We start from the raw sequence: 20,676 nt of genomic DNA on the forward strand, positions 1-20,676 counted from the left end.
CAAAAATGTTGTATAGTGTGCTCGTTTATGATTAAGTTTTCTAGATTCCAGCGTCAAGCACTGGAATGACACCACCAACTTCATAAGGGTTGCCTTCAAAATTACAACATTTGAAAGTGTATACCAGCTACCTGGATAATCAATTCCATAACTCTTCTATCTTATAATATTCTCTTACTTCTGGCCTGAATAGGTGAACCATTATACCTTGAAAATTCACAATCACCCAGTTACCTTCATCCATACCTTCTACATCTATTTTATCATATTGCTTGAGATTTTTCATCACGTGCTCAGCTAATGCTTTTACATGGCGGCTCGAATCACCGGATGCAATGATCATATATTTTGCAATTACAGTTTTATTCTGTACATCAAAAGTAACTATATCTTGACCTTTGTTTTGATCTATTACATCTACAATTGTATTTTTTATTGATTCTGTATCACCATTCATTATTCTAAATTATATAATTTATCTGTAATGATACACTCAAAATTTCTGAATATGAACTATTTTTGATATGTTTCTAGTGTAACGTTTATAATACATATATTTGTAATATATGATAGTTTTCTGATGGTATGATCATTTACTTAATCGGATTTCCGGGTAGTGGCAAACTTACGATTGCAAAAGAGCTGTGTAATATTATTGATGGGGTGATAGTAGACAATAACCTGTTTAATAATATTATATTTGATATGATTGACTTCAGAAATGCTGAGGTTACAAGTGAAATATGGGAAAAAATTTTTGTGATTAGAGAGAATATGTTAGCAATATTGGAAAAATACCATATAGAATCAAAGCATTATATATTTACAAACGAATTGATAAAAGGTGATTCCTATGATCAAAAAGTATACAACTCAGTGGTGAATTTAAGTAAAAAAATGAACGTGGAGATTCTCCCTGTGGTGTTATATTGTAATAGTGGAGAACTAGTAAAGCGCGTTCAATTAAAGGAAAGAGAGCAGGAGAGAAAAATTACTGATTCAGATTTTGCTATGAGAAGAATTAAAGGAAAGAAACTATTTGTCCCTCAAGGTTCACTTGAAATTGATAGCTCAAACTTAAGCGCAAAAGAAGTTGCAAAAAAAATTGTTGAAAAAATGAATAGTAAAAAAGTAGTTGGAACTTCTATGATAGATAATTTAGCAACAGAGAGTATTTGTGATTAGTGAGGAGAAAGAGTATCGCCCTTGTGTTGGCATAATGTTATTTAACAAACAGGGAAATATTTTTATTGGAAAACGTTTTGATAGTGACTTTTATTGGCAGATGCCACAAGGAGGAGTTGATGAAGGTGAAGAGCTAGAGCAGGCAGCGCTACGTGAGCTATTGGAGGAAGTTGGTACTGATGAAGCAGAAGTTGTGGCTCAAAATAAAGAGTGGATATATTACAACTTACCCGAGGAAGTTATACCGATATGCTGGAATGGGAGATATTCTGGCCAAAAGCAAAGGTGGTTCTTAATGAAATTTTGTGGGAAGGATAAGGATATTAATATTAACTATACTGATCATCCAGAGTTCAAAGAGTGGCGTTGGCAAAATGTGGATGATTTGGTAGCCAGTGCTATACCGTTCAAAAAAGAAGTTTATAAAAAAGTGATAGAAGAGTTTTCTTCTATCATAAAAGGATCTATTTATGATAGTTGATTCTCATTGTCATCTAATTTATTTTTCTGATGATGAAATACCAAAGGTAATTTCAAGAGCAGAGCAAAATGGTGTGAGAATTTTGCATAACATATGTATAAGCATTAATGATATCCCTAAATTATTAAAAATCTCTTCATCCTATGATCAAGTCTACTGCTCCGTTGGTATACATCCGCTTGATACTACTGTGGAAAAAGGTGAGTGTATAAATGCTGATGAATTGATTGAATTTACTAAGGGCAAAAAGGTAATTAGTATCGGTGAAACCGGATTAGATTTTTATAAATCTGATAACAAAAGCAATCAAAAAAAAAGTTTTGCATCACACATAGAAGCGGCAAAAGTAACAGGATTACCTTTAGTTATTCACACTAGAAGTGCTGATAGTGAGATGATTGATATGTTAAATTCAGAAATGAAGAAGGACGCTTTTAGTGGAGTAATGCATTGCTTTGCTTCTTCTAAAGAGCTTGCTTATAAGGCTATGGACTTGGGATTATACATTTCATTTTCTGGAATTATTACTTTTAAAAATGCGAACTTACTAAGAGAAATTGCACAAAATGTGCCACGTGAGCGTGTTTTAGTTGAAACTGATGCACCTTACCTGTCACCTGAGCCTTACAGAGGAAAAAAAAATGAACCAGCAATGGTGAAATACGTTGTGAATTGTTTAGCGAAATTATGGAATGAATCGCCAGAAGAAGTAGCAAAAATAACTACAAATAATTTTTTTAGACTGTTTTCGAAGCTTGAGCTCAAAGAAATTCTATAGGGCAATTAATTTAGCTGACAGAGCTCTTTTACTGCACTTACAGATTTATAAAACATCTCTTGTTCACTATCGTTCATTTTAACTTCTAGAACTTTCTCAACTCCATTTTTGCCAATAATAGTAGGAACACCAATGAATAAGTCTTTCACACCATATTCACCATTAAGATAAGCAGCGCATGGTAATATACGCCTTTTATCTTTTAAGTATGATTCTAGCATGCTTATGGCTGAAGATGCAGGAGCATAGTATGCAGATCCAGATTTAAGTAGATCAACTATTTCTTTTCCACCATTACGAGTGCGCTCAACTATTTCATCAACTTTTCCTCGCGTAATCACACCCATCTCAATGATTTGGGTAAGTGGAATGCCAGCAATTGAAGCATAATTGATTAGTGGTACCATAGTGTCACCATGTCCTCCAAGCACAAAAGCAGATACATCTTCGACAGAAATATTTAACTCACTTGCAAGAAAATAACGAAAACGAGCAGAGTCAAGCACTCCTGCCATACCAACAATCATATTAGTTGGCAGGCTTGAAGATTTGTATACTACTGAAACCATAGCATCTAAAGGATTGGTAACCACTATTACAAATGCGTTTGGAGAATGTTTTTTAATATTTTCCCCAACCTCTTTCATTACTGCAGCATTAGTTTGCAGAAGGTCATCTCTGCTCATTCCAGGTTTTCTGGCAATGCCAGCAGTTATTATAATTGCGTCAGAGTTTTTTATATCTTCATACCTATTTGTACCAGTAATATTGACATTAGATCGATCAATAGGAGATGATTCTGTAATGTCAAGTGCTTTACCTTGTGGTATTCCATCGCTTACATCAAGCAAAATAACATCTCCTAGCTCTCTTAGTGCAATCATATGGGCAAGAGTCCCACCGATATTTCCTGCACCAATCAAAGATATTTTTTTTCTTTGTGCTGTCATTTTCTACTCCTTTATATTTACTTTTGTGGCTTTACTAACTTCCCAAGGGGATAAGCTGTCAAACATACGAAAATCTTGTGGTAAGTCTATAGGATTATATACAACCTTTTTTGCCTCTATATCGTATCTTACTTCCTCGTAGCCAGTGAGAGGAAAATCTTTTAACATTGGATGACCTTTGAATCCATAATCCGTTAAAATCCTACGTAAATCTGGGTGATCAGAAAACTCTATTCCATACATATCAAATACTTCACGCTCAAACCACGAAGCTGCGTTAAATATCTTTGCTACACTTAGAGGTATATCACCTTCACATAACTGAAGCTTTATGTGCACTCTGATATTGTGTACAACGCTGAGCAAATTGTATATTAGCTCGAAACGTTTTTCTCTATCTGGGTAATCAACTCCAAAAACGTCAACTAATAATTCAAGCCTACACTTTTCATCATCACGTAGAAAGAGTAAGTGATTTTCAATGTCATTCAAAGCTGAATATATTACAATAGTGCCATCATTTTTCTGAATACATTCACATTTAGTCTTTTTTTGTATGTATTTTGCAGTTTTATCCATGCTATATATTTTTAGTTCGTTTTATTTTATTTTGTAGACATAGCATTCCATATAGCAACGCCTCAGCAGTTGGAGGGCATCCAGGAACATACACATCAACTGGCACAATTCTATCGCAACCACGGACTACTGAGTAAGAATAATGATAATAGCCACCGCCATTTGCACAACTTCCCATAGAGACGACGTATTTGGGATCTGCCATTTGATCATAAACTTTACGCAATGCTGCTGCCATTTTATTAGTTAACGTGCCAGCAACAATCATAACATCTGCTTGCCTTGGGCTTGCACGAAAGATTATGCCATATCTATCAAGATCATAACGACTGGATGCAGTGTGCATCATCTCTACTGCGCAACATGCAAGACCAAATGTCATTGGCCACAATGAACCAGACCTTGCCCAGTTCATTATATAATCTATTAAATCGCCAAATTTAGTGATAAGAAAACCTTCTTTTTTGTAACGATTCCAGTCGCCATTAGATAAATTTATTCCCATTCCAACGCACCTTTACACCACTCATAAATAAAGCCTATAGTAAGTATTGCAAGGAATATCATCATAGACCAAAATCCGCAATAGCTTATTTTAGATAAAGAAACGGCCCAAGGGAAAAGAAAAGCAATTTCTAAATCGAATATTATGAACAATATTGCAACTAAGTAAAATTTTATGTCGAAACTTTTTCTGGCTCTTGATAAAGGATTAAAGCCACACTCATATGTAGAAAGCTTTTCACCATCTGGGTTACTGACTGCAAGAAACATAGGTAATACACCTAAAGTAAAGGATACTACAATTAATACACAGATAAAAATTAATATGGTTAAATATTCACTCATTTAAAAAACATATAACACTATGAATTTACATGCTTTCCTAATCTTTTACCACCTAAAATATGTATGTGAAAGTGCGGTATAACTTGCTCTCCATCTTTACCGTGATTAGTAACTAATCTATATCCTGTTTTTTCTAAGTTATATTTATGTGCTATTTCTCTAACAGTTTTAAAAAAACTTACTATTTCCTCTTCGGAAGCTTTCAGAACAAAATCATCGTATGAAACGTATTGAGCTTTTGGTATAACTAGAATATGAACTGGTGCATCAGGATACTTATCACGAAAAGCCAGCACATTTTCATTTTTATGTATTTCCTCATAAGACAACTCACCTCTTAATATCTTAGCAAAGATATTAGTGTCATCATAAGCTGTACTACCCATACTTTATTAAATTCCTGGTCCTCTTCTATTTTGCTTATGATTTGGTGTAGAAGGTGGGCTTATTGCTGCTTCACTAGAAGCATCTTCAAGACTTGAAGCGTCGTCTTTTAGCTGTATATCTTGTCCACGCAAAATTGACCCATAGTCCATTTGGTGTCTTTTTGAAAAAGTTTCTATTCTATTTGCCCTTCTTGCAGCAATAACTTCTGGTTGTAAATGATACATATCTCCAGGAACAGTTAGGCTATGATACCTTTCCTCTATTTGAACTTCTTTCATAACACTCTCCATAATTTATTTCCCCCTACCTCTTATGCTTTCGCAACTTTCAAAATCTTGTTTAATAGCTTTTTGCCAATTATTTAAAATTTTCTCTGATGACTTTTCTTTATCCATAGGCCTTACAACTTCCTGTGACTTCTGCTTTTTACTATCATATCCACTATACAACTTTTCTGCAATACCATACAGCAATTTCCGATCTGTGTGAACTTTAAACTCTCCACCAGTAATTTTTGCCAAATTTTTAAGATCACAATCAATCTTATTATAAATTCCTTCAAGAGCGTACTTTTTCATTACTTTTTCATCCATACCTAGATTTTTATCTTTTATTTCTTGGATAATTTTTTCAACATCAACTTCAATTACAATTTTGTTTTCTTCTCTAAAAATAGTTATATTGGGCAGATCTTCCCTTATTTCATCTAATTTCTCTGGACTCAAGTAAGGTATATCCCCCGTTAAAGTTCTTGACGCTAAAAAACTTACCTTACCTTTTTCTTGTTTTGTTATTTGTATGCCGAGGTACTTACTAGCTTCTGTGGTTTTTATAGGTGGGTCATATTTCTCTTCTTCTTTAGGCAAATCACTCACAGCGTTTTTTAATGAAACTTTAGCATCATGCTTCATTTCATCAATTGAAGCAAACGGTTTCTTCATAGGATAAATAAGTGCTTTAGGCACAAGAAAAAACACGCCTTTTATCTTAGCCAAAATAGACTTTTTATTTGACTCATCTTTTGCCATACATACCTCCAAGTCACTTTCTACAATCAGATAGTAAAACACACTCAATTATAGACGAAAATATTTAAGCTTGTATATCTATTATAAGATGAAATTATAGAAATAGCAATCATTATTTGTACATTACCAAAGTATGTAGTATTTTTGCTGCTTTTCTTGTTCAAATTACCTTTAAAGATAAATTATGTTAAAATGGAACGCAAATAATATTATAGATGCTACTGGCGGAAGAGGGGAGGGTGTTTGTAATTCGGTGTATAGCTCAAATATTTCAACGGATACAAGAAGCATAAAAAAAGGTGATTTATTTATTGCTCTCAAGGGAAAGAAATTTGATGGGCATGATTTTCTACATGAAGCATTTTTAAAAGGAGCTGTTGCTGCGGTAGTAAGCGAAGATAAATATAGAAATTTTCCTCTAATTATTGTGCAAGATACTCTAAAAGCTTTGCATAATATGGCATCATATTACATTAGAAATATTCTTGTTAATGCTAAAGTTATCACAATTACAGGTAGTGTTGGGAAAACCACTACAAAAGATATGCTTAACACTGTTTTGTTGCATTATGGAGTATCTCATGTAAATGAAGGTAACTTGAATAATAATATAGGATTGCCTTTTACGATTCTAAAAGCGCCAGAAGACTGCCAGTATTTAATCCTTGAAATAGGAATGAGTAGAGCTGGTGAAATAAAAGAGTTATCGAAGATTAGCAATCCGGATATTGCAGTTATTACCAACATTGAACCTGCGCATGTTGAAAACTTTTCATCTCTACTTGATATTGCGCAAGCGAAATTAGAAATTCTACATGGTATGAAAAATAATGGTACTTTGGTTTTGAATAAGGATAATGAACATTATGATTATCTCTTATCAAATGCTAACAGAAATGTAGTAAGCTTTGGTAAGAATGAAAGTGCTACTGTTTGTTTGTTAGAACTAATAAGAGACGATAACGGTCTAAATTTAAAAATCAAACTGAACAGTGGTCAAATTATGAACTGTAATTTACCTGTAAAAGGCGAACATTTTGCATACTCTGCATTAGTTGTTACAGCAGTTTTGCAAAGTCTCGAACTTGATTTATCTAAATTACCACTAGCACTTGAGAATTTTACTGTAACAGAAGGTAGAGGTAATGTTCATCAAGCTAAATACAATGGAAAATTAGTACATTTGATTAACGACTCCTATAATGCTAACCCTACTTCAATGAAGGCTGCAATAAGAACTTTAGGTACATATTCTAATTTAAGAAAAGTGGCACTACTTGGCGATATGTTAGGACTTGGTAATGAAAGCATAGTATTTCATACAGAATTGCTTGACTCTATAGTAGAACAAAATGTGAATAAAGTTCATACAGTTGGTAAATTTATGTTAGAATTGAATAAACTTTTACCGGAGAATATAAAAGGCATGCATTTCGATGATTCTAACCAATTGAAAAGTAATTTAGCTAATATTGTTCAAGGTAATGATGTAATTTTAGTTAAAGGTTCTCATGGAATGAGAATGGACCTTATAGTGCAGGAATTCACAATAGAATATTAAATAAACTATTGTATTAATTTAAAGTTAAGCTATTGGAAGTTTTAACTGTGATAAAACGTATAATTATTTTTGGTGGAACGGGATTTATAGGAAAACACATCGTAAGACGCTTGGCAGCGGCGGGGTATTTAATAAGAATATTTACTCGTGATCAGGAAAAAGCTGCTTGTCTGAAGTTATGTGGAAATTTAGGACAAATATCAATAATTGAAGGAGATTTTTTTAATGAAAGATCAATTTTAGAAAGTATGGAGGGGTGTGATGTTGTTATAAATTTAGTAGGAATATTATATGAAAAAAGAAAATACGATTTCTATACAGTTCATGTTGGAATAGCTGAAAGAATAGCAAAAGCTGCGCAAATAAAAAATGTATCCATGATGATACATTTTTCTGCCATGGGAATAGAAAATGATAAGTTATCAAAATATGCCCAAAGTAAATTGAAAGGTGAGAAAGCTGTAGCTTCGGCGTTTCAAGGAGCAATGATAATTAAGCCAAGTCTTGTATTCGGTAAAGAAGATAGTTTCTTCAATAAATTTGCAAGATTAGCAACAATTCTTCCTTTTTTGCCGTTAATCGGTAGTGGAATAACGAAGTTTCAGCCGATATGTGTAACAAACTTAGCTGAAGTGGTATACCGTATTATCAGCTTTAATAAGCAAGATAAAAAAATTTATAATATAGGTGGACCAAAAGTTTACTCTTTTAAAAGCTTATTAAAGTTTATTCTGAATGTGACTAACAGAAAGTGTCTACTGATCAATGTACCTTTTCCAATGGCAAGATTGATAGCCTTTTTCTTAGAAAGTAAAGTTGTTTCTGTACTGTTAAAACCTATAACCGGAGATGCAAGCCCTATACTTACTCGAGATCAGGTGAAAGTTATGATGAGTAGTTCAATCGAAAAGTCAGATGATCTCGGAACAATGAAAATTAGACCACTAGCAATTGAAAATGTGGTGCCAGAATACTTGAAAATTTATAGAAAGCATTGATAGAAGAATGTGCCCGGTAGGATTCGAACCTACGACCCACAGCTTAGAAGGCTGTTGCTCTATCCAACTGAGCTACGGGCACACATCATATATAAAATGCTTCTTAGTACACGTGAAGTCAAGTATTTCTTGTGAATATAATGTTTGTGATAATATCTCAAAACTTTGTCAGTACAGCATGTAACGATAAAACTGAGAAAAAAGAAGCGTGGGTAATAGGAAGTCTAATAGCGCAGTAACACAGAACCCCAGGTCAGGCCTGCACCTATTGAAATCAGCAGTACCAGATTTCCTGATTTTATTTTTGATTCTTGTATTGCATAGTCTAAGGCCAGTGGAATTGATGCTGCTGAGGTGTTTGCATGCTTATCAACGGTATTAATCACTTTCTCTATAGGAAAATCTAATTTCTTTACTACTGCTTCAATAATACGAATGTTTGCTTGATGGGGAATTAACCAGTCAATATCAATGATTTTCAAATTATTGCATTTCAGAGTTTCCTCTACTGAGGCTGTTAACTTATCCACTGCATGTTTAAACACTTCTCTTCCATTCATAAGTATCTTTCCAGAATCACGAGTAGAGGATACCCCTCCGTTCGTACATAGTATGTCCACATTGCCATCAGAGTGTAAGTTTGTTGATATGATGCCGCTGCTACCCATTTCTGATTTTATTATCACTGCACCAGCACTATCACCAAAGAGTACACAAGTTGACCTATCTTCCCAGTCAACAATCCTAGACATTATTTCAGCACCAATAACGAGCGCATATTTTATTCTATTGTCAGATTTTATGAGCGAATCAGCAACTGTAACTGCATATATAAAACCAGAGCATGCTGCTTGTACATCAAAAGAAAATGCATTTTTACATTTTAACTTACTTTGTACAATCGTTGCACAGCTAGGCAAAGTTTTGTCAGGTGTTGTTGTTGCAACTATGATCAAACCAATTTCATCTATTGAAATTTTCGCTTTTTCTATAGCATTTTTTGCTGCATTAACAGCTAAATCTGACGTTAGTTCTCCTTCATCTGCTATATGTCTTTGAACTATTCCTGTTCTTTGCCGTATCCATTCATCGTTTGTTTCAACTATCAATGCAATTTCGTTATTACTCAAAATTTTTTTTGGTAGGTAAGAACCAGTGCTCAATATGAAACTTTTATTCAATATGACTTACCCCGTTAATTATCTTCTGGTTCAAATTTTCACTGATTGCATTTACTGCAAATTTTATAGCGTGAGCAAAAGAAATAGCATCAGAATTTCCGTGGCTCTTTATAATGATACCATTTAGCCCTAAAAACATAGCTCCACTTCTAATTTTAGGATTAAAACGCTCTAATGCTTTATTTAGCTTGGGTTTTAACAATATGCCGACAAGCATTTTTGTCATCCATGAATTAAATACTTCCTGTTTTATTAGACTGATAAAAGTACCAGCAGTTGCCTCAGCTGTCTTGAGCATTACATTACCAACAAAACCATCAGCAACAATTACGTCTATATTACCATCTAAAAATTCACTTGCCTCTATATATCCTTTGAAGTTAATACTTGGAGCATTTTTGAGTAACTCAAAAGCTCCTCTTACTGAGTCAGTACCTTTCACTTCCTCTGTACCAATGTTTAGCAAAGCGACTTCAGGATTTTCAACTTTTAATGCTATTTTTGCAAATATACTCCCCATTAATGCAAATTGAAATAATGAGTCAGTATTACAGTCAACATTTGCACCAAGATCAAGCAATGCAAAGCTTTTTGTCTTAGTTGGACAGACAGATGCAATAGCAGGACGATAGATATTGGGTAATGTTCCTAAAATAAATCTGGAGATAGCCATCAATGCTCCAGTGTTGCCTGAAGACACCATCCCAAAAGCTTTACCTTTTTTCACTGCTTCAACAGCTGCCTTCATACTTGAATCTTTGCGATGTCTAAGTGCAAAAGAGGGTTTATCATTTGGAAGAACATTATCAGAGCAATGGGTAAATTCGGAGTTATCGCTTACTTTTTTGTATTTTGAAAGCAAAGGAGATATTTCTTTCTGATCTCCATAAATATGAAAAAAAACTTCAACACCTGAGTCAACAAGATTATCCAAGAAAAAACTAGCACCTTGAATTACGGAAAGAGGTGCAAAATCCCCTCCCATAGCATCAAGTGCGATAGCTATGTTGTTGTTGACCGTGGGTAACATATCATGAGTTACTCCGCCTTTTGTTTAATGAAAACACGTTTTCCTTTGTAACTATTGTCAACTGCTATGTTGTGAGGCAACATGAATTCTCCAGTTGTTGCACATACTACAATATTCTTAGGCTTAATAGCATGATGAGAACGATGCATATTACGCCTTGACTTTGACTTTTTTCTCTTCGGAACTGCCAAAACTTACTCCAATTCAATTATATAACACAATTTATTAGTAGCATGTTTTTTACAAGGAGTAAATAGCAAAATAAATAAGGTTTTCTTATACAATTCAGTCTTATAAACTTAAACTCAAGCATTTTGATCAAAGTATATTGAACTTAAGACATATCTTGACTATACTCTGGCGAAGTTAATAAAAATTTTAATAAAATCAGTAAAACTAATTTTAGCTAAGATAAATGTAAAGTGAGTTCCTTTAATATAGACAGCGTTAGAATAATCGGTAGATGCTTTATGAACTTTCTGTTGAGGATTGGTAACGCATTTGTATTTTTTATTCAATCTCTATACCACTGCTTTATTCCTCCATATTATTTTAGCAATGTGGCAAGACAAATTATAGAGATAGGCTTTTTCTCTTTGCCAATTGTTGGGCTCACTGGAGTTTTTATAGGAGCAGTGATAGTTTTACAGAGTAGCTTAAGTGGTATATTGATTAATCAAGAACAAGTAGTACCTAAACTTGTTGCGATCACTATCATTAAAGAGTTAGGGCCAGTTTTGATCAGCTTAATAATGGTAGGAAAGGTTGGGTCCTCAATTGCAGCAGAAATTGGCACGATGCGCATCACTGAACAAATAGATGCACTTACAACTTTGGACATCAATCCTTTAAAATATTTAATTGTACCAAGAATTCTAGCGTCAGTTATAGTATTTCCAATACTTACAGTATGTGCAGATCTAATAGGAATATTTGGAGGGTATGTCACCGCAGTCTTTGAATTTAACCACAATTTAAATATATACATAAAATATACAGCTCAATTCTTTAATATGTACGATTTTATTGTTGGGCTAATGAAAGCGACTGCTTTTGGAGCCATAATTTCTGTTTCAAGTTGTTATTACGGTTACCATTGTAGGGAAGGTGCACGAGGAGTAGGTATTGCAACAACATCAACTGTTGTTATATCCTCTATATTGATAATTTTAGCAAATTACTTAATTACTTTAATACATGCATAGCCCCATAATATCAATATTGAATATAAGCTTATCCTTTGATGATAGAACGATATTAAACAACATAACTTTCAATATATCGAAAGGAGAATCATTAGTCATACTTGGCGGCTCAGGAAGTGGTAAATCTGTATTAACAAAAATAATTATTGGATTACTGACACCAGACTCAGGGTCTATTAAAATAAATAGTAAAAGCAAAAATAAATTTGGAGTCTTATTTCAAAATTCCGCTTTGTTTGACTACGTTACAGTGTGGGAAAATATATCTTTTAATTATAAAAAGCGCTTTAATATCAGCGAAAAGGAGGCAAAACAGCTAGCAATCGAGAAGTTAAATGATGTTGGACTGGAGGAAAGCATAGCAGATATGTTTCCAATCGAGCTATCAGGCGGAATGAAAAAAAGAGTAGCACTTGCAAGGGCGATTGCGCACAATCCAGAAATTATTGTATTGGATGAGCCAACTTCAGGATTGGACCCAATTATGTCAGATATGGTAAATGAGATAATAATAAAATTATCTAAAGACTTTAACCCTACAATTATCACGATTACACATGATATTCATAGTGCATTTAAAATAGCTGATAAAATAGCAGTATTATATGAAGGGGAGATCATTTCTCACGGAACTGTTCAGGAAATACAAAATACTAACAACGAATATATAAAAAAGTTCATTTATTGTATATAGCTACAGGTTTACAAACGATATTATGGATGCTGTAACTAGCCTAACTTGAGATATCGATAACCTTCGGTCTGTTACTAGTGTAGTGCTACGGTGGTATAGTGTGTTAGCTATAAAACAGCGCATTAAATATAGATAAAGTAACTTGTATCAATTTTGATTATCATGCCAATTCCAACTGAAGAAATTTATTGAATTTATTACTTCACGCTAAAATAATATACTTTACTATTCAACAGCAATTACAACTGATGATTTTATTTCATTCCACTACCTGCTGACTTACTTTCTGCTTAGCATATCCATCAAATCAGATTCTTTGAGTTTACTATGGTCAATTTTACTGAACTTATTCACCATAGAGCTCGTTTGATTATACTGCTTAATTAGAAGATTAACGTCAGTTACACTTGTTCCGGACCCCTTAGAAATTCTAAGTCTTCTTTTGCCATTTAAAATATCTGGATTTTGCCTTTCTTTTTCGGTCATTGAGTTTATGATGGCTATATATTTTTTCACTTTATTGTCATCGGGCACACTGCTACTTAGCTTTTTTGTGAATGAACTAGGAATGAATTTCATTATGTTGCTAATGCCATCCATTTTACTCAGAGTCTTTAACATTCCCACTAGGTCGTTTAGGTCGAATTTACCCTTTTTTACTTTCTTTTGTAACTTATCAATTTCTTCCTGACCAACAATCTCAGCAGCTTTTTCAACCAATGATACAACATCACCCATGCTAAGTATCCTTTTTGCAATTCTATCGGGATAAAAATCATCGAGATCACTTAATTTTTCACCACAAGCAATAAATTTAATTGGACAATCGGTGATCATTTTCATAGAAAGAGCAGCACCACCACGTGCATCACCATCAACACGGGTGAGAATAATGCCGGTTACACCTATTATCTCATTGAATGATTTGGCAATATTGACCGAATCCTGGCCTATCATTGCGTCGGCTACTAAAATAACTTCTGCAGGTGAAGCTATTTCCTTTACGGCTTTCAACTCATTCATCATATTATTATCAATATGAAGCCTGCCTGCGGTGTCTAGTATTAATACATCATAATTTTCGTTCTTTGCTGCTGCCAGTGCCCTTTTTGTAATTGTAACGGGCTTCTCGTCTATTACTACAGGTAAAGTTTGCACATCTATTTGTTTACCTAGCACTTCAAGTTGTTTTTGGGCAGCCGGTCTATAAATGTCTAAAGAAGCGAGCATCACTTTTTTCTTTTGTTTTTTTAACTTTAAAGCAAGCTTCCCTGAGGTGGTTGTTTTACCCGCACCTTGTAGGCCCACCATCATAATCACAGCAGGGGGTTTAGCTGCTAGGTTTAAGTCGCTTTTCTCTGATCCGAGAACTGCAACTAAATTATCCTGCACAATTTTGATTATCATTTGCGATGGAGAAACGCTTTTTATGACTTTTTCCCCAATCACTTTATCTTTAATGTCATTGATGAATTTTTTCGTAACTTCAAGTGAAACGTCAGCTTCAATTAAAGCTATACGTATTTCACGCATGGCAAGGTTAAAATCATCTTCAGAAATGATTGACTTTCCTCTCAGTTTACTAAATACAGAATTTAAACTTTCGGTTAACGATTTAAACATAATAGCGCTAGTAGAATACTCATTAAAAATAGAGAAGAAGCTGAAACAAAACTCACTGAGTTATAACTCAGCACTTCTTTAAGTTTAGTAATATTATTAAAGTATAAACTAGCAAGTGAATTAGTCAAGTTTTGCAGTACGTTGGCAGACATTTCTCTCACTTTAAAGACCAGTTGATTGAACAGCAAGACAGTATAAGGTATGAAAGCTCTAAAAATCCAATCAACATCCATTTTAAAATTTATTCTTGGCAAAAATAACTTGCGTAAAGGAATAAACAATAAAGTGGTACATAGTAATAAATAAAACTGAGACCAAATGTTTTGTGTATTGTACACCAGATCAAAAATTGAAGGTTTATTGTAAATAGGTAAGTAAGGATTGCCAGCGATTACGCATATAAATGCTAAAATAATCATAGTCATTTTGCCTCCCCTCTCTGCTAAAGGTTTTGACTTACTTTTTGCAATAAATAAGTAATAAAGAAACTTTAGCCCAACGCTTAAATGAAGCAGCAAATTTAGAACCTTATATAAATTTTTGTACCCTTTTAAGGCAACAGTGTTCATTTCAATTTCAGCTGTGATATATGATTTACTGATAAATCCAACGGTTCCAGGAAATGCAGCCATTGTAAGTATTGCGATTATAGCACACATGCCTTCCACTGACATCAGTTTACCCACTCCATTAAAACTAATTGTTTTTGTTTGTAAAATAATCGAATTACTGACCACAAACAATAATGATTGATAAACAAGAGAGAAGATTATATGCAGTATCAAAATTGGTATTGCTTTTTCCGAAGGACTGAGCAAACTTCCTGCAATAATCAGCAAGCCCATTTGTCCTACAACGTTATAGCATAAAAATCTGCGAATATTTTGCTCAAGAGAAGCAAATATAATACTGTAAATTGCAGTGATGGCGCCTACAAGCGCTAATATTTCAGTACAATCTTGCCATAGGTTATAAGTGTGTAAAAGTATCACTAAAAAAGAGACTTTAGTGGTAAATAAAGAGAGATATGTGGTGCCATGTAGCGATGCAGCAGGATATGCATCAACAACCCAAAATGAAAAAGGAAAACAAGCGCAGTTTATCAACAAACCCCAAATTATCAGGTTAGTGCTTTGAAGTGCCAATCCTGCTATTAATATAACTCCAACGAAAAAGTGTACACAAGCGTACCTTATTGCAGGTCCACTATCTCTACAGCCAGCTGCGATAGTAAAAAATGCACTGACGGTCATTAATTCACAGAATATTATAACCAATATCATCTGCTTGGATAAAATTGCACAGAGTGAACAGGTAGTGTAAGCAGCAAAAGATAGCATCTCTGAAAAAGTCAAATTTTGTGTTGGTAGAACAGCTAAAAATGCAACTGACAAAAAAGATATTAGTACGATACGAAAAGATAAATCAAAATCTAGAATTGGGAGAGACCAATTTACTGCAATGCTCAAATTTTCAGGTAATTTTAGAACTATAACTATTAATGCAGTCAGTAGAAGTAGCAGTGACGATTTATAAAGTTGCACAATAATTTAAACCAATATGGTTTATGCTATCTTAATATATGAATAAAATCAATTTGCATATTAACCACTAATTAAACTAATTACCATATAATTATATCAGGGTTTAGAGGGTTGTAGAGAAACCGGTCAGATTAGGTTTTTAATCTAATCTGACCGATAGCTTTAATAGTGAGGTAAGCTTTAATATAGCACTCCTAATTCATAGTGCTACACTCGTGCATAATTTATTTTTAATTTGTGCACGAGCATTAGTAAATTATTTACTTTTTGAAATAAAGTTTGGCGTCACTTTAATACCAAGAACTTCAGTAACTCCACCAATTGAAAGTTATTTACTCGCTTTCTCTTAATTATCTGTACAAATCTAATGTAGCTAGTAGTTTTCAATTCACTCATTCAACTTTTATGACCTTTGCAATAGTTGATCCTATTAAAGAATTATTTGTTAATTTAGTTTTTTATGTTTTTTGGATAATGGTATAGATAGGTTCCACTAACAAGTAGCGGAATATTAGATTGTTTTCAGTCTATAGTCAAGTGCTGTAATTACGCATTTGAGCAGCAGATACTGGAACTCAGAAAGCTCTTGAGTAGCTATATAGTGAAAAATTAGATTATAAAATCCTCTAACAGTACATTCTGTGTTGTACCATCATCCACAACTGTGTAATCAATATCACACTTATTGAGCCCACTTAATATCCTATTGTGGAAGTATTTTTCACCATAATCTTCCATAATAACAGTGATATAGTCAACACTGTCAATATCAGGGAGCTTATTACATATTTTTGGATCTTTGACTGCATAGTGTTGCGTAAACTTACACTCATTAACGTCATCTTTACAAAAAGAAATTTTTCCTTTTTGTTTATCATCTGTAGTCATGATAAATCTGTTGCCTTCTTTATCTCTTGCTATAAATTCATAGCTGTTCTTGTCTATAGAGTATTTTTCCTTTGGAAATGACAGTGTTAAGTTGTATGTCATAATGCTACCTTAATAAAAATTATTATTGTAGTATAGATTTATTAATAAATAATATATATTATGATATAATTAGTGCGAAGTGGGTTTACCAGTTGGACCCATAAAGATTATTTCCTCTCCTTCTCTTAAGCCTCTGCACAAATTAGTGGAGCCGCCAGTTTCAAGCACAATAGTGGAAATAATTCCTTTTTTTTTGTCTACTTCAGTGCCGGTTACAGCTATACCTTCCATAGCAAGGGTTGTATTATTGACTTTTCTGCTATTGATTGCAAAATTTTGCAACCTAAAGAATTGTCCGGGTTTAAAATTTTTTGCCGCAAGTGGTGCTTTGATCACTATTTCCACAACTTTGTCAGTTAAATATTGAATTTTTATAATCTTTGCGGTGAATTGCTCTTTGATTCTATTAAAAAATTTTTCGTTAGCCAGGTGTTCTGATATTATTCCAGCGCGTGACGCTTTAGTGTACAAATGCTGCAATTTGTAGGTAATTCGCATAGTAGGTGGTGTTATGCAAGTAGCTGACACTGTAATCCAGTTCTGACTATACAACCATCTGATGTACTCATTCAAAATTAAGTTTTCTGGATCCCAGTGTCTGGGCACTGGAATGACATCTTTTTTGGTGAAAGTTACTCTTACATTACAACATTCATACAAGTGTGCATATGACTCCGAGATTCTAGCTGGAGTGGGAGAAATGAAGCTAACTCTATTCAAAAGCTGAGAAATGATAGGGTAGCCGTTCTTAGCACTTGCCATAGCTTTCACGACGCTGCCGCTATACGAAGGGTGAAGATCACCAAAAAAGCTAATTGTTTTATTGTCTTGCTTATATACCAATATCCTGTCTTTATCCTGCATCTTAGGAGAAAATACTGGATCTATTTCTTTTCCTAATGAGTTTAAATGAATAAAATATCCATTACTTAGTTGAAAATGCTTTTTATCTTCTGTTGCAATAGCCGTGTTTGGTTCAGTGCCTGCTGCTATGAGAATAGAGCGTGCTTTGATACATTTAATTTCGTGGGATTTTGTATCAATCAGTTTTATCAACTCAGCATGATTATATTTGTCTGTAACAATTTCAATAGGCTCTAAGTTTTCAATGAAGTAGATTCCTTCTGACAATGCATTTTGCACCTCTTCGCTATTTAATCGATAGCTCGGTGAATCTTTTAGCTCTTTTCTGTATATAATTTTCACTCCCCCGAAGCTCTTAGTTAGTTCCAATATTTTTGCTTCTCTATTCTCTTTTTTTGCTAACTCTTGCTCTGCTTGGATCAATTTTGCGTGCGATATAAGCTCATTTGCAATTTCATATTCTTCTTCCGTCCAATCTTTTTCAACATATTTCTTTCCATACTTATCAACTAATATCTCATAACGAAGAAGAAATTTTTCTACTTGAATTGGATAATATGCTAAAGCTTCAGTGGCAGTATCAATTGCAGTGAGTCCTGCACCTATGACAACTATCGGCATGCGAACTTGCAGATTTGCTATGGAGTCGAACTTAAGAGCACCGGTAAGTTGTAATGACATCAGAAAATCAGATGCCATGCGCACTCCGCGAGCCAGCATATTCTTTATTTTGATCATTCGTGGCTTGCCAGAGCCAAGTGCTAGTGCGATGTGATCAAAACCCAAGTTGAAGGCATCATCAACATTAATCGTGCCATCAAAACGAATGCCTCCATAAAGTGCGAAATTCTCACGCCTTTCCAGTAGTAATCTAATAATCTTTAAGTAATTTTTATCCCATCGGGAAGTAATGCCATATTCTGCCACCCCACCAAACCCATCTGCCATGCGTTCACTCAATTTTTCGTGTTTGAAATCTTTAATTAGCTGAAAATTATCGATCAAAGGTTCAATCTTTAGTCCATCAATGGCGATAACGTTATGCCCATCGTTTAATAAATGATGAGCTAAATTAAAACCCGCAGGACCAAGTCCTACAACTAGAACGTTTTTTCCAGTATTTTCTTTTGGCAATGGACGCTGAAAATTTAAAGGATTCCAACGGCTAAGCAGAGAATATATTTCAAATCCGTACGGCAAATTGAGTACGTCGTCCAAAATCCTTGTTTCAACCACTGGCACATTTACAGGCTCTTGTTTCTGATATATGCATGAGTTTATGCAATCATTGCATATTCTATTCCCAGTAGCTGCACATAATGGGTTATCTATCATCACAATTGCAAGACTTGCTATGCTATATCCTTCGCTTTTTACCAGATTCATTTCTGATATTTTCTGCTCTAGTGGGCAGCCGTGCAGCTCAACTCTAAGTGGAGACTTTTTGAAAGTGTTGTCATCATTGATTAGCCCCTTTGAGCAGCTGTCCTTACTTTGCTTATGACAAAATATGCAGTAGTGAGCATTATCTAGTGCTTTATTCAAACTCACCTTTTTGCTTGTTAGATCAAAACCATATCTTCTTTTCACCTCATTTGAATACAGAACCTCAACCTCGTCTACTTCTTTTTTCAAGAATGATACGAGATTTTCGTAATCAATTTTCTTATGTATGCTAAATAGTATACTCTGTTTATTTTTTACTCTCCAAACTGCATATTGAGCCGCAAGTTCTATTTCTTCTTTGTGATCCTCTTTATTTTCAAGCCAACTCATTACCTGCTCAGAAAAGTTTTTTTCTGTTGTCGGTAAAGTAATGAAACTATTTAATTTGTTAGTGACATAATCAATATTTGCTACATCAGTGTATTTCTTCAATGCATAACGCTGAACAAATAATCTTTTGCATCTGTATATTACAGCAAAGTCATTGTGTTTTTCCTTTAACTCTTCTACTTCTTTTTCAATATTGAAAAATTTTGCAATAAATTCATCAAGTAAATGTGAGAGATCCATTATTAACTGGCTATTACAACCATCTTTCATCCAAGCTGGAATCCATCCTTCTTGTTTTCTGGATCCCAGTGTCAAGCACTGGGATGAACACTGGGATGACATCGAAGAAGAAGCTGCTTTTTCTCTTGCTTCAACTAATGAATAAAACAAGCTTTCATCGCACGATTTTATGTAATCCAAAAACGCCTTATCTAACTTTATTAATTCATTACGAGTGTATAAGTTTGAAAATGAGATTTTGAAATTCAGTTGCATCTTTATACTATACAGTGTACATACTGTTTCTTATAGATGAAGATTTTATTTATCTTGCAGTTTTGCTAAGATTGTTGCTCCTGCAACCTCTTCTTTTCCAACAGATGCAACACACTTAAATTTGTATACACCTAAACGCAAACCTTCAAAGTTAGATTGAAGAATTAAGGTATCTCCTGGAGTGACTGGCTTTCTGAATTTTGCGTTTTCAATGGACATAAAGTATACAACTTTATTTTCTACTGTTTTTTTACCGAGAACACATATAGCAGATGCTTGAGCTAAAGACTCAATTATCAAAACTCCTGGCATTATCGGATGGCCAGGAAAATGACCAATAAAAAATTGCTCGTTGAAAGTCACGTTTTTAATTGCTTTTATACTCATACCAGGATCGCATTCTATGACCCTATCTACTAAGAGAAAAGGATAAGAATGTGGTAGTATTTTTATAATATCATTGATATTACATTGCATA

Annotated in this window: 23 protein-coding genes and 1 tRNA gene; 7 read left to right on the forward strand and 17 right to left on the reverse strand. The window is 34.0% G+C overall.

Going from position 1 to position 20,676, the window contains the following annotated elements:
- Positions 1 to 139 precede the first annotated feature (139 nt).
- On the reverse strand, positions 140 to 457 hold the full coding sequence (rsfS, locus tag ACQ4M0_RS05190) for a ribosome silencing factor (protein ID WP_007302263.1): 318 nt from the start codon (positions 455 to 457) through the stop codon (positions 140 to 142).
- Positions 458 to 585: 128 nt separating this feature from the next.
- Between rsfS and ACQ4M0_RS05195 the strand changes: the two genes are divergently transcribed.
- Genes ACQ4M0_RS05195 through ACQ4M0_RS05205 form a run of 3 tightly spaced genes read left to right on the forward strand, consistent with a single transcriptional unit; the run spans position 586 to position 2,444 of the window.
- Entirely contained in the window at positions 586 to 1,185 is a 600-nt protein-coding gene (locus tag ACQ4M0_RS05195) for an AAA family ATPase (protein WP_052264674.1), read from the forward strand.
- Positions 1,178 to 1,666, forward strand: a complete 489-nt coding sequence (locus ACQ4M0_RS05200; protein ID WP_438456334.1) for an RNA pyrophosphohydrolase — start codon at positions 1,178 to 1,180, stop codon at positions 1,664 to 1,666. Before ACQ4M0_RS05195 ends, ACQ4M0_RS05200 begins: the two co-directional genes overlap by 8 nt.
- Positions 1,656 to 2,444 (forward strand): TatD family hydrolase, encoded by a 789-nt coding sequence (locus ACQ4M0_RS05205; protein ID WP_007302260.1) that lies wholly within the window; start codon positions 1,656 to 1,658, stop codon positions 2,442 to 2,444. The genes ACQ4M0_RS05200 and ACQ4M0_RS05205 overlap by 11 nt, the downstream gene beginning before the upstream one ends.
- A gap of 5 nt (positions 2,445 to 2,449) precedes the next feature.
- On the opposite strand, the gene mdh is transcribed toward ACQ4M0_RS05205, so the two are convergent.
- From mdh to ACQ4M0_RS05240, 7 genes are read right to left on the reverse strand one after another with little or no spacing between them, the layout of a single operon-like run.
- Positions 2,450 to 3,394, reverse strand: a complete 945-nt coding sequence (mdh, locus tag ACQ4M0_RS05210) for a malate dehydrogenase (RefSeq protein WP_007302259.1) — start codon at positions 3,392 to 3,394, stop codon at positions 2,450 to 2,452.
- A 3-nt stretch (positions 3,395 to 3,397) separates the two neighbouring features.
- Complete coding sequence (locus ACQ4M0_RS05215) at positions 3,398 to 3,973, reverse strand: NADH-quinone oxidoreductase subunit C (RefSeq protein WP_007302258.1); 576 nt, start codon at positions 3,971 to 3,973, stop codon at positions 3,398 to 3,400.
- A gap of 1 nt (position 3,974) precedes the next feature.
- The gene (locus ACQ4M0_RS05220) at positions 3,975 to 4,478 is read right to left on the reverse strand and encodes a NuoB/complex I 20 kDa subunit family protein (protein WP_007302257.1); all 504 of its coding nucleotides are present in this window, start codon (positions 4,476 to 4,478) and stop codon (positions 3,975 to 3,977) included.
- Entirely contained in the window at positions 4,469 to 4,822 is a 354-nt protein-coding gene (ndhC, locus tag ACQ4M0_RS05225) for an NADH-quinone oxidoreductase subunit A (protein ID WP_213863882.1), read from the reverse strand. Before ndhC ends, ACQ4M0_RS05220 begins: the two co-directional genes overlap by 10 nt.
- 17 nt (positions 4,823 to 4,839) lie before the next feature.
- Entirely contained in the window at positions 4,840 to 5,208 is a 369-nt protein-coding gene (locus ACQ4M0_RS05230) for an HIT domain-containing protein (protein ID WP_006014413.1), read from the reverse strand.
- Between the two features lie 6 nt (positions 5,209 to 5,214).
- The gene (locus tag ACQ4M0_RS05235) at positions 5,215 to 5,499 is read right to left on the reverse strand and encodes a hypothetical protein (protein WP_438456335.1); all 285 of its coding nucleotides are present in this window, start codon (positions 5,497 to 5,499) and stop codon (positions 5,215 to 5,217) included.
- Between the two features lie 3 nt (positions 5,500 to 5,502).
- A complete protein-coding gene (locus ACQ4M0_RS05240; protein ID WP_007302253.1) occupies positions 5,503 to 6,237 on the reverse strand; it encodes a hypothetical protein in 735 nt (244 codons plus the stop codon).
- 184 nt (positions 6,238 to 6,421) lie between these two features.
- Between ACQ4M0_RS05240 and ACQ4M0_RS05245 the strand changes: the two genes are divergently transcribed.
- Both ACQ4M0_RS05245 and ACQ4M0_RS05250 read left to right on the forward strand, forming a co-directional pair.
- Positions 6,422 to 7,798 carry a UDP-N-acetylmuramoyl-tripeptide--D-alanyl-D-alanine ligase gene (locus ACQ4M0_RS05245; RefSeq protein ID WP_019078639.1) on the forward strand — a complete coding sequence of 459 codons (1,377 nt, stop codon included), beginning with the start codon at positions 6,422 to 6,424 and terminating at the stop codon, positions 7,796 to 7,798.
- A 47-nt stretch (positions 7,799 to 7,845) separates the two neighbouring features.
- The gene (locus ACQ4M0_RS05250) at positions 7,846 to 8,796 is read left to right on the forward strand and encodes a complex I NDUFA9 subunit family protein (RefSeq protein ID WP_180708352.1); all 951 of its coding nucleotides are present in this window, start codon (positions 7,846 to 7,848) and stop codon (positions 8,794 to 8,796) included.
- Positions 8,797 to 8,804: 8 nt separating this feature from the next.
- Here the strand turns inward: ACQ4M0_RS05250 and ACQ4M0_RS05255 are convergent.
- From ACQ4M0_RS05255 to rpmF, 4 genes are all read right to left on the reverse strand, one after another.
- Positions 8,805 to 8,878, reverse strand: a tRNA-Arg gene (locus ACQ4M0_RS05255).
- 142 nt (positions 8,879 to 9,020) lie between these two features.
- On the reverse strand, positions 9,021 to 9,977 hold the full coding sequence (locus tag ACQ4M0_RS05260; protein ID WP_052264671.1) for a beta-ketoacyl-ACP synthase III: 957 nt from the start codon (positions 9,975 to 9,977) through the stop codon (positions 9,021 to 9,023).
- Positions 9,970 to 11,007 carry a phosphate acyltransferase PlsX gene (gene plsX, locus ACQ4M0_RS05265; RefSeq protein ID WP_438456336.1) on the reverse strand — a complete coding sequence of 346 codons (1,038 nt, stop codon included), beginning with the start codon at positions 11,005 to 11,007 and terminating at the stop codon, positions 9,970 to 9,972. The genes ACQ4M0_RS05260 and plsX overlap by 8 nt, the downstream gene beginning before the upstream one ends.
- Before the next feature lie 8 nt (positions 11,008 to 11,015).
- On the reverse strand, positions 11,016 to 11,198 hold the full coding sequence (gene rpmF / locus ACQ4M0_RS05270) for a 50S ribosomal protein L32 (protein ID WP_006014434.1): 183 nt from the start codon (positions 11,196 to 11,198) through the stop codon (positions 11,016 to 11,018).
- A 231-nt stretch (positions 11,199 to 11,429) separates the two neighbouring features.
- Between rpmF and ACQ4M0_RS05275 the strand changes: the two genes are divergently transcribed.
- Both ACQ4M0_RS05275 and ACQ4M0_RS05280 read left to right on the forward strand, forming a co-directional pair.
- The gene (locus ACQ4M0_RS05275) at positions 11,430 to 12,212 is read left to right on the forward strand and encodes an MlaE family ABC transporter permease (RefSeq protein ID WP_438456337.1); all 783 of its coding nucleotides are present in this window, start codon (positions 11,430 to 11,432) and stop codon (positions 12,210 to 12,212) included.
- Positions 12,205 to 12,906, forward strand: a complete 702-nt coding sequence (locus ACQ4M0_RS05280; RefSeq protein ID WP_438456338.1) for an ABC transporter ATP-binding protein — start codon at positions 12,205 to 12,207, stop codon at positions 12,904 to 12,906. Before ACQ4M0_RS05275 ends, ACQ4M0_RS05280 begins: the two co-directional genes overlap by 8 nt.
- Before the next feature lie 279 nt (positions 12,907 to 13,185).
- Here ACQ4M0_RS05280 and ffh read toward each other — a convergent pair whose 3' ends face one another.
- From ffh to fabZ, 5 genes are all read right to left on the reverse strand, one after another.
- Positions 13,186 to 14,529, reverse strand: coding sequence for a signal recognition particle protein (gene ffh, locus ACQ4M0_RS05285; protein ID WP_438456339.1), 1,344 nt, complete (start codon positions 14,527 to 14,529; stop codon positions 13,186 to 13,188).
- Positions 14,514 to 16,073, reverse strand: a complete 1,560-nt coding sequence (locus tag ACQ4M0_RS05290) for a proton-conducting transporter transmembrane domain-containing protein (protein WP_438456340.1) — start codon at positions 16,071 to 16,073, stop codon at positions 14,514 to 14,516. The genes ffh and ACQ4M0_RS05290 overlap by 16 nt, the downstream gene beginning before the upstream one ends.
- Before the next feature lie 609 nt (positions 16,074 to 16,682).
- A complete protein-coding gene (locus ACQ4M0_RS05295; protein ID WP_213863887.1) occupies positions 16,683 to 17,063 on the reverse strand; it encodes a hypothetical protein in 381 nt (126 codons plus the stop codon).
- Between the two features lie 69 nt (positions 17,064 to 17,132).
- Positions 17,133 to 20,198 (reverse strand): WPE palindromic element domain-containing protein, encoded by a 3,066-nt coding sequence (locus ACQ4M0_RS05300; RefSeq protein ID WP_213863888.1) that lies wholly within the window; start codon positions 20,196 to 20,198, stop codon positions 17,133 to 17,135.
- Positions 20,199 to 20,243: 45 nt separating this feature from the next.
- Positions 20,244 to 20,675, reverse strand: a complete 432-nt coding sequence (fabZ, locus tag ACQ4M0_RS05305; RefSeq protein ID WP_006014455.1) for a 3-hydroxyacyl-ACP dehydratase FabZ — start codon at positions 20,673 to 20,675, stop codon at positions 20,244 to 20,246.
- Position 20,676 lies beyond the last annotated feature (1 nt).

Source organism: Wolbachia endosymbiont of Kerria lacca (genome assembly GCF_051602725.1).
GTDB lineage: Bacteria > Pseudomonadota > Alphaproteobacteria > Rickettsiales > Anaplasmataceae > Wolbachia.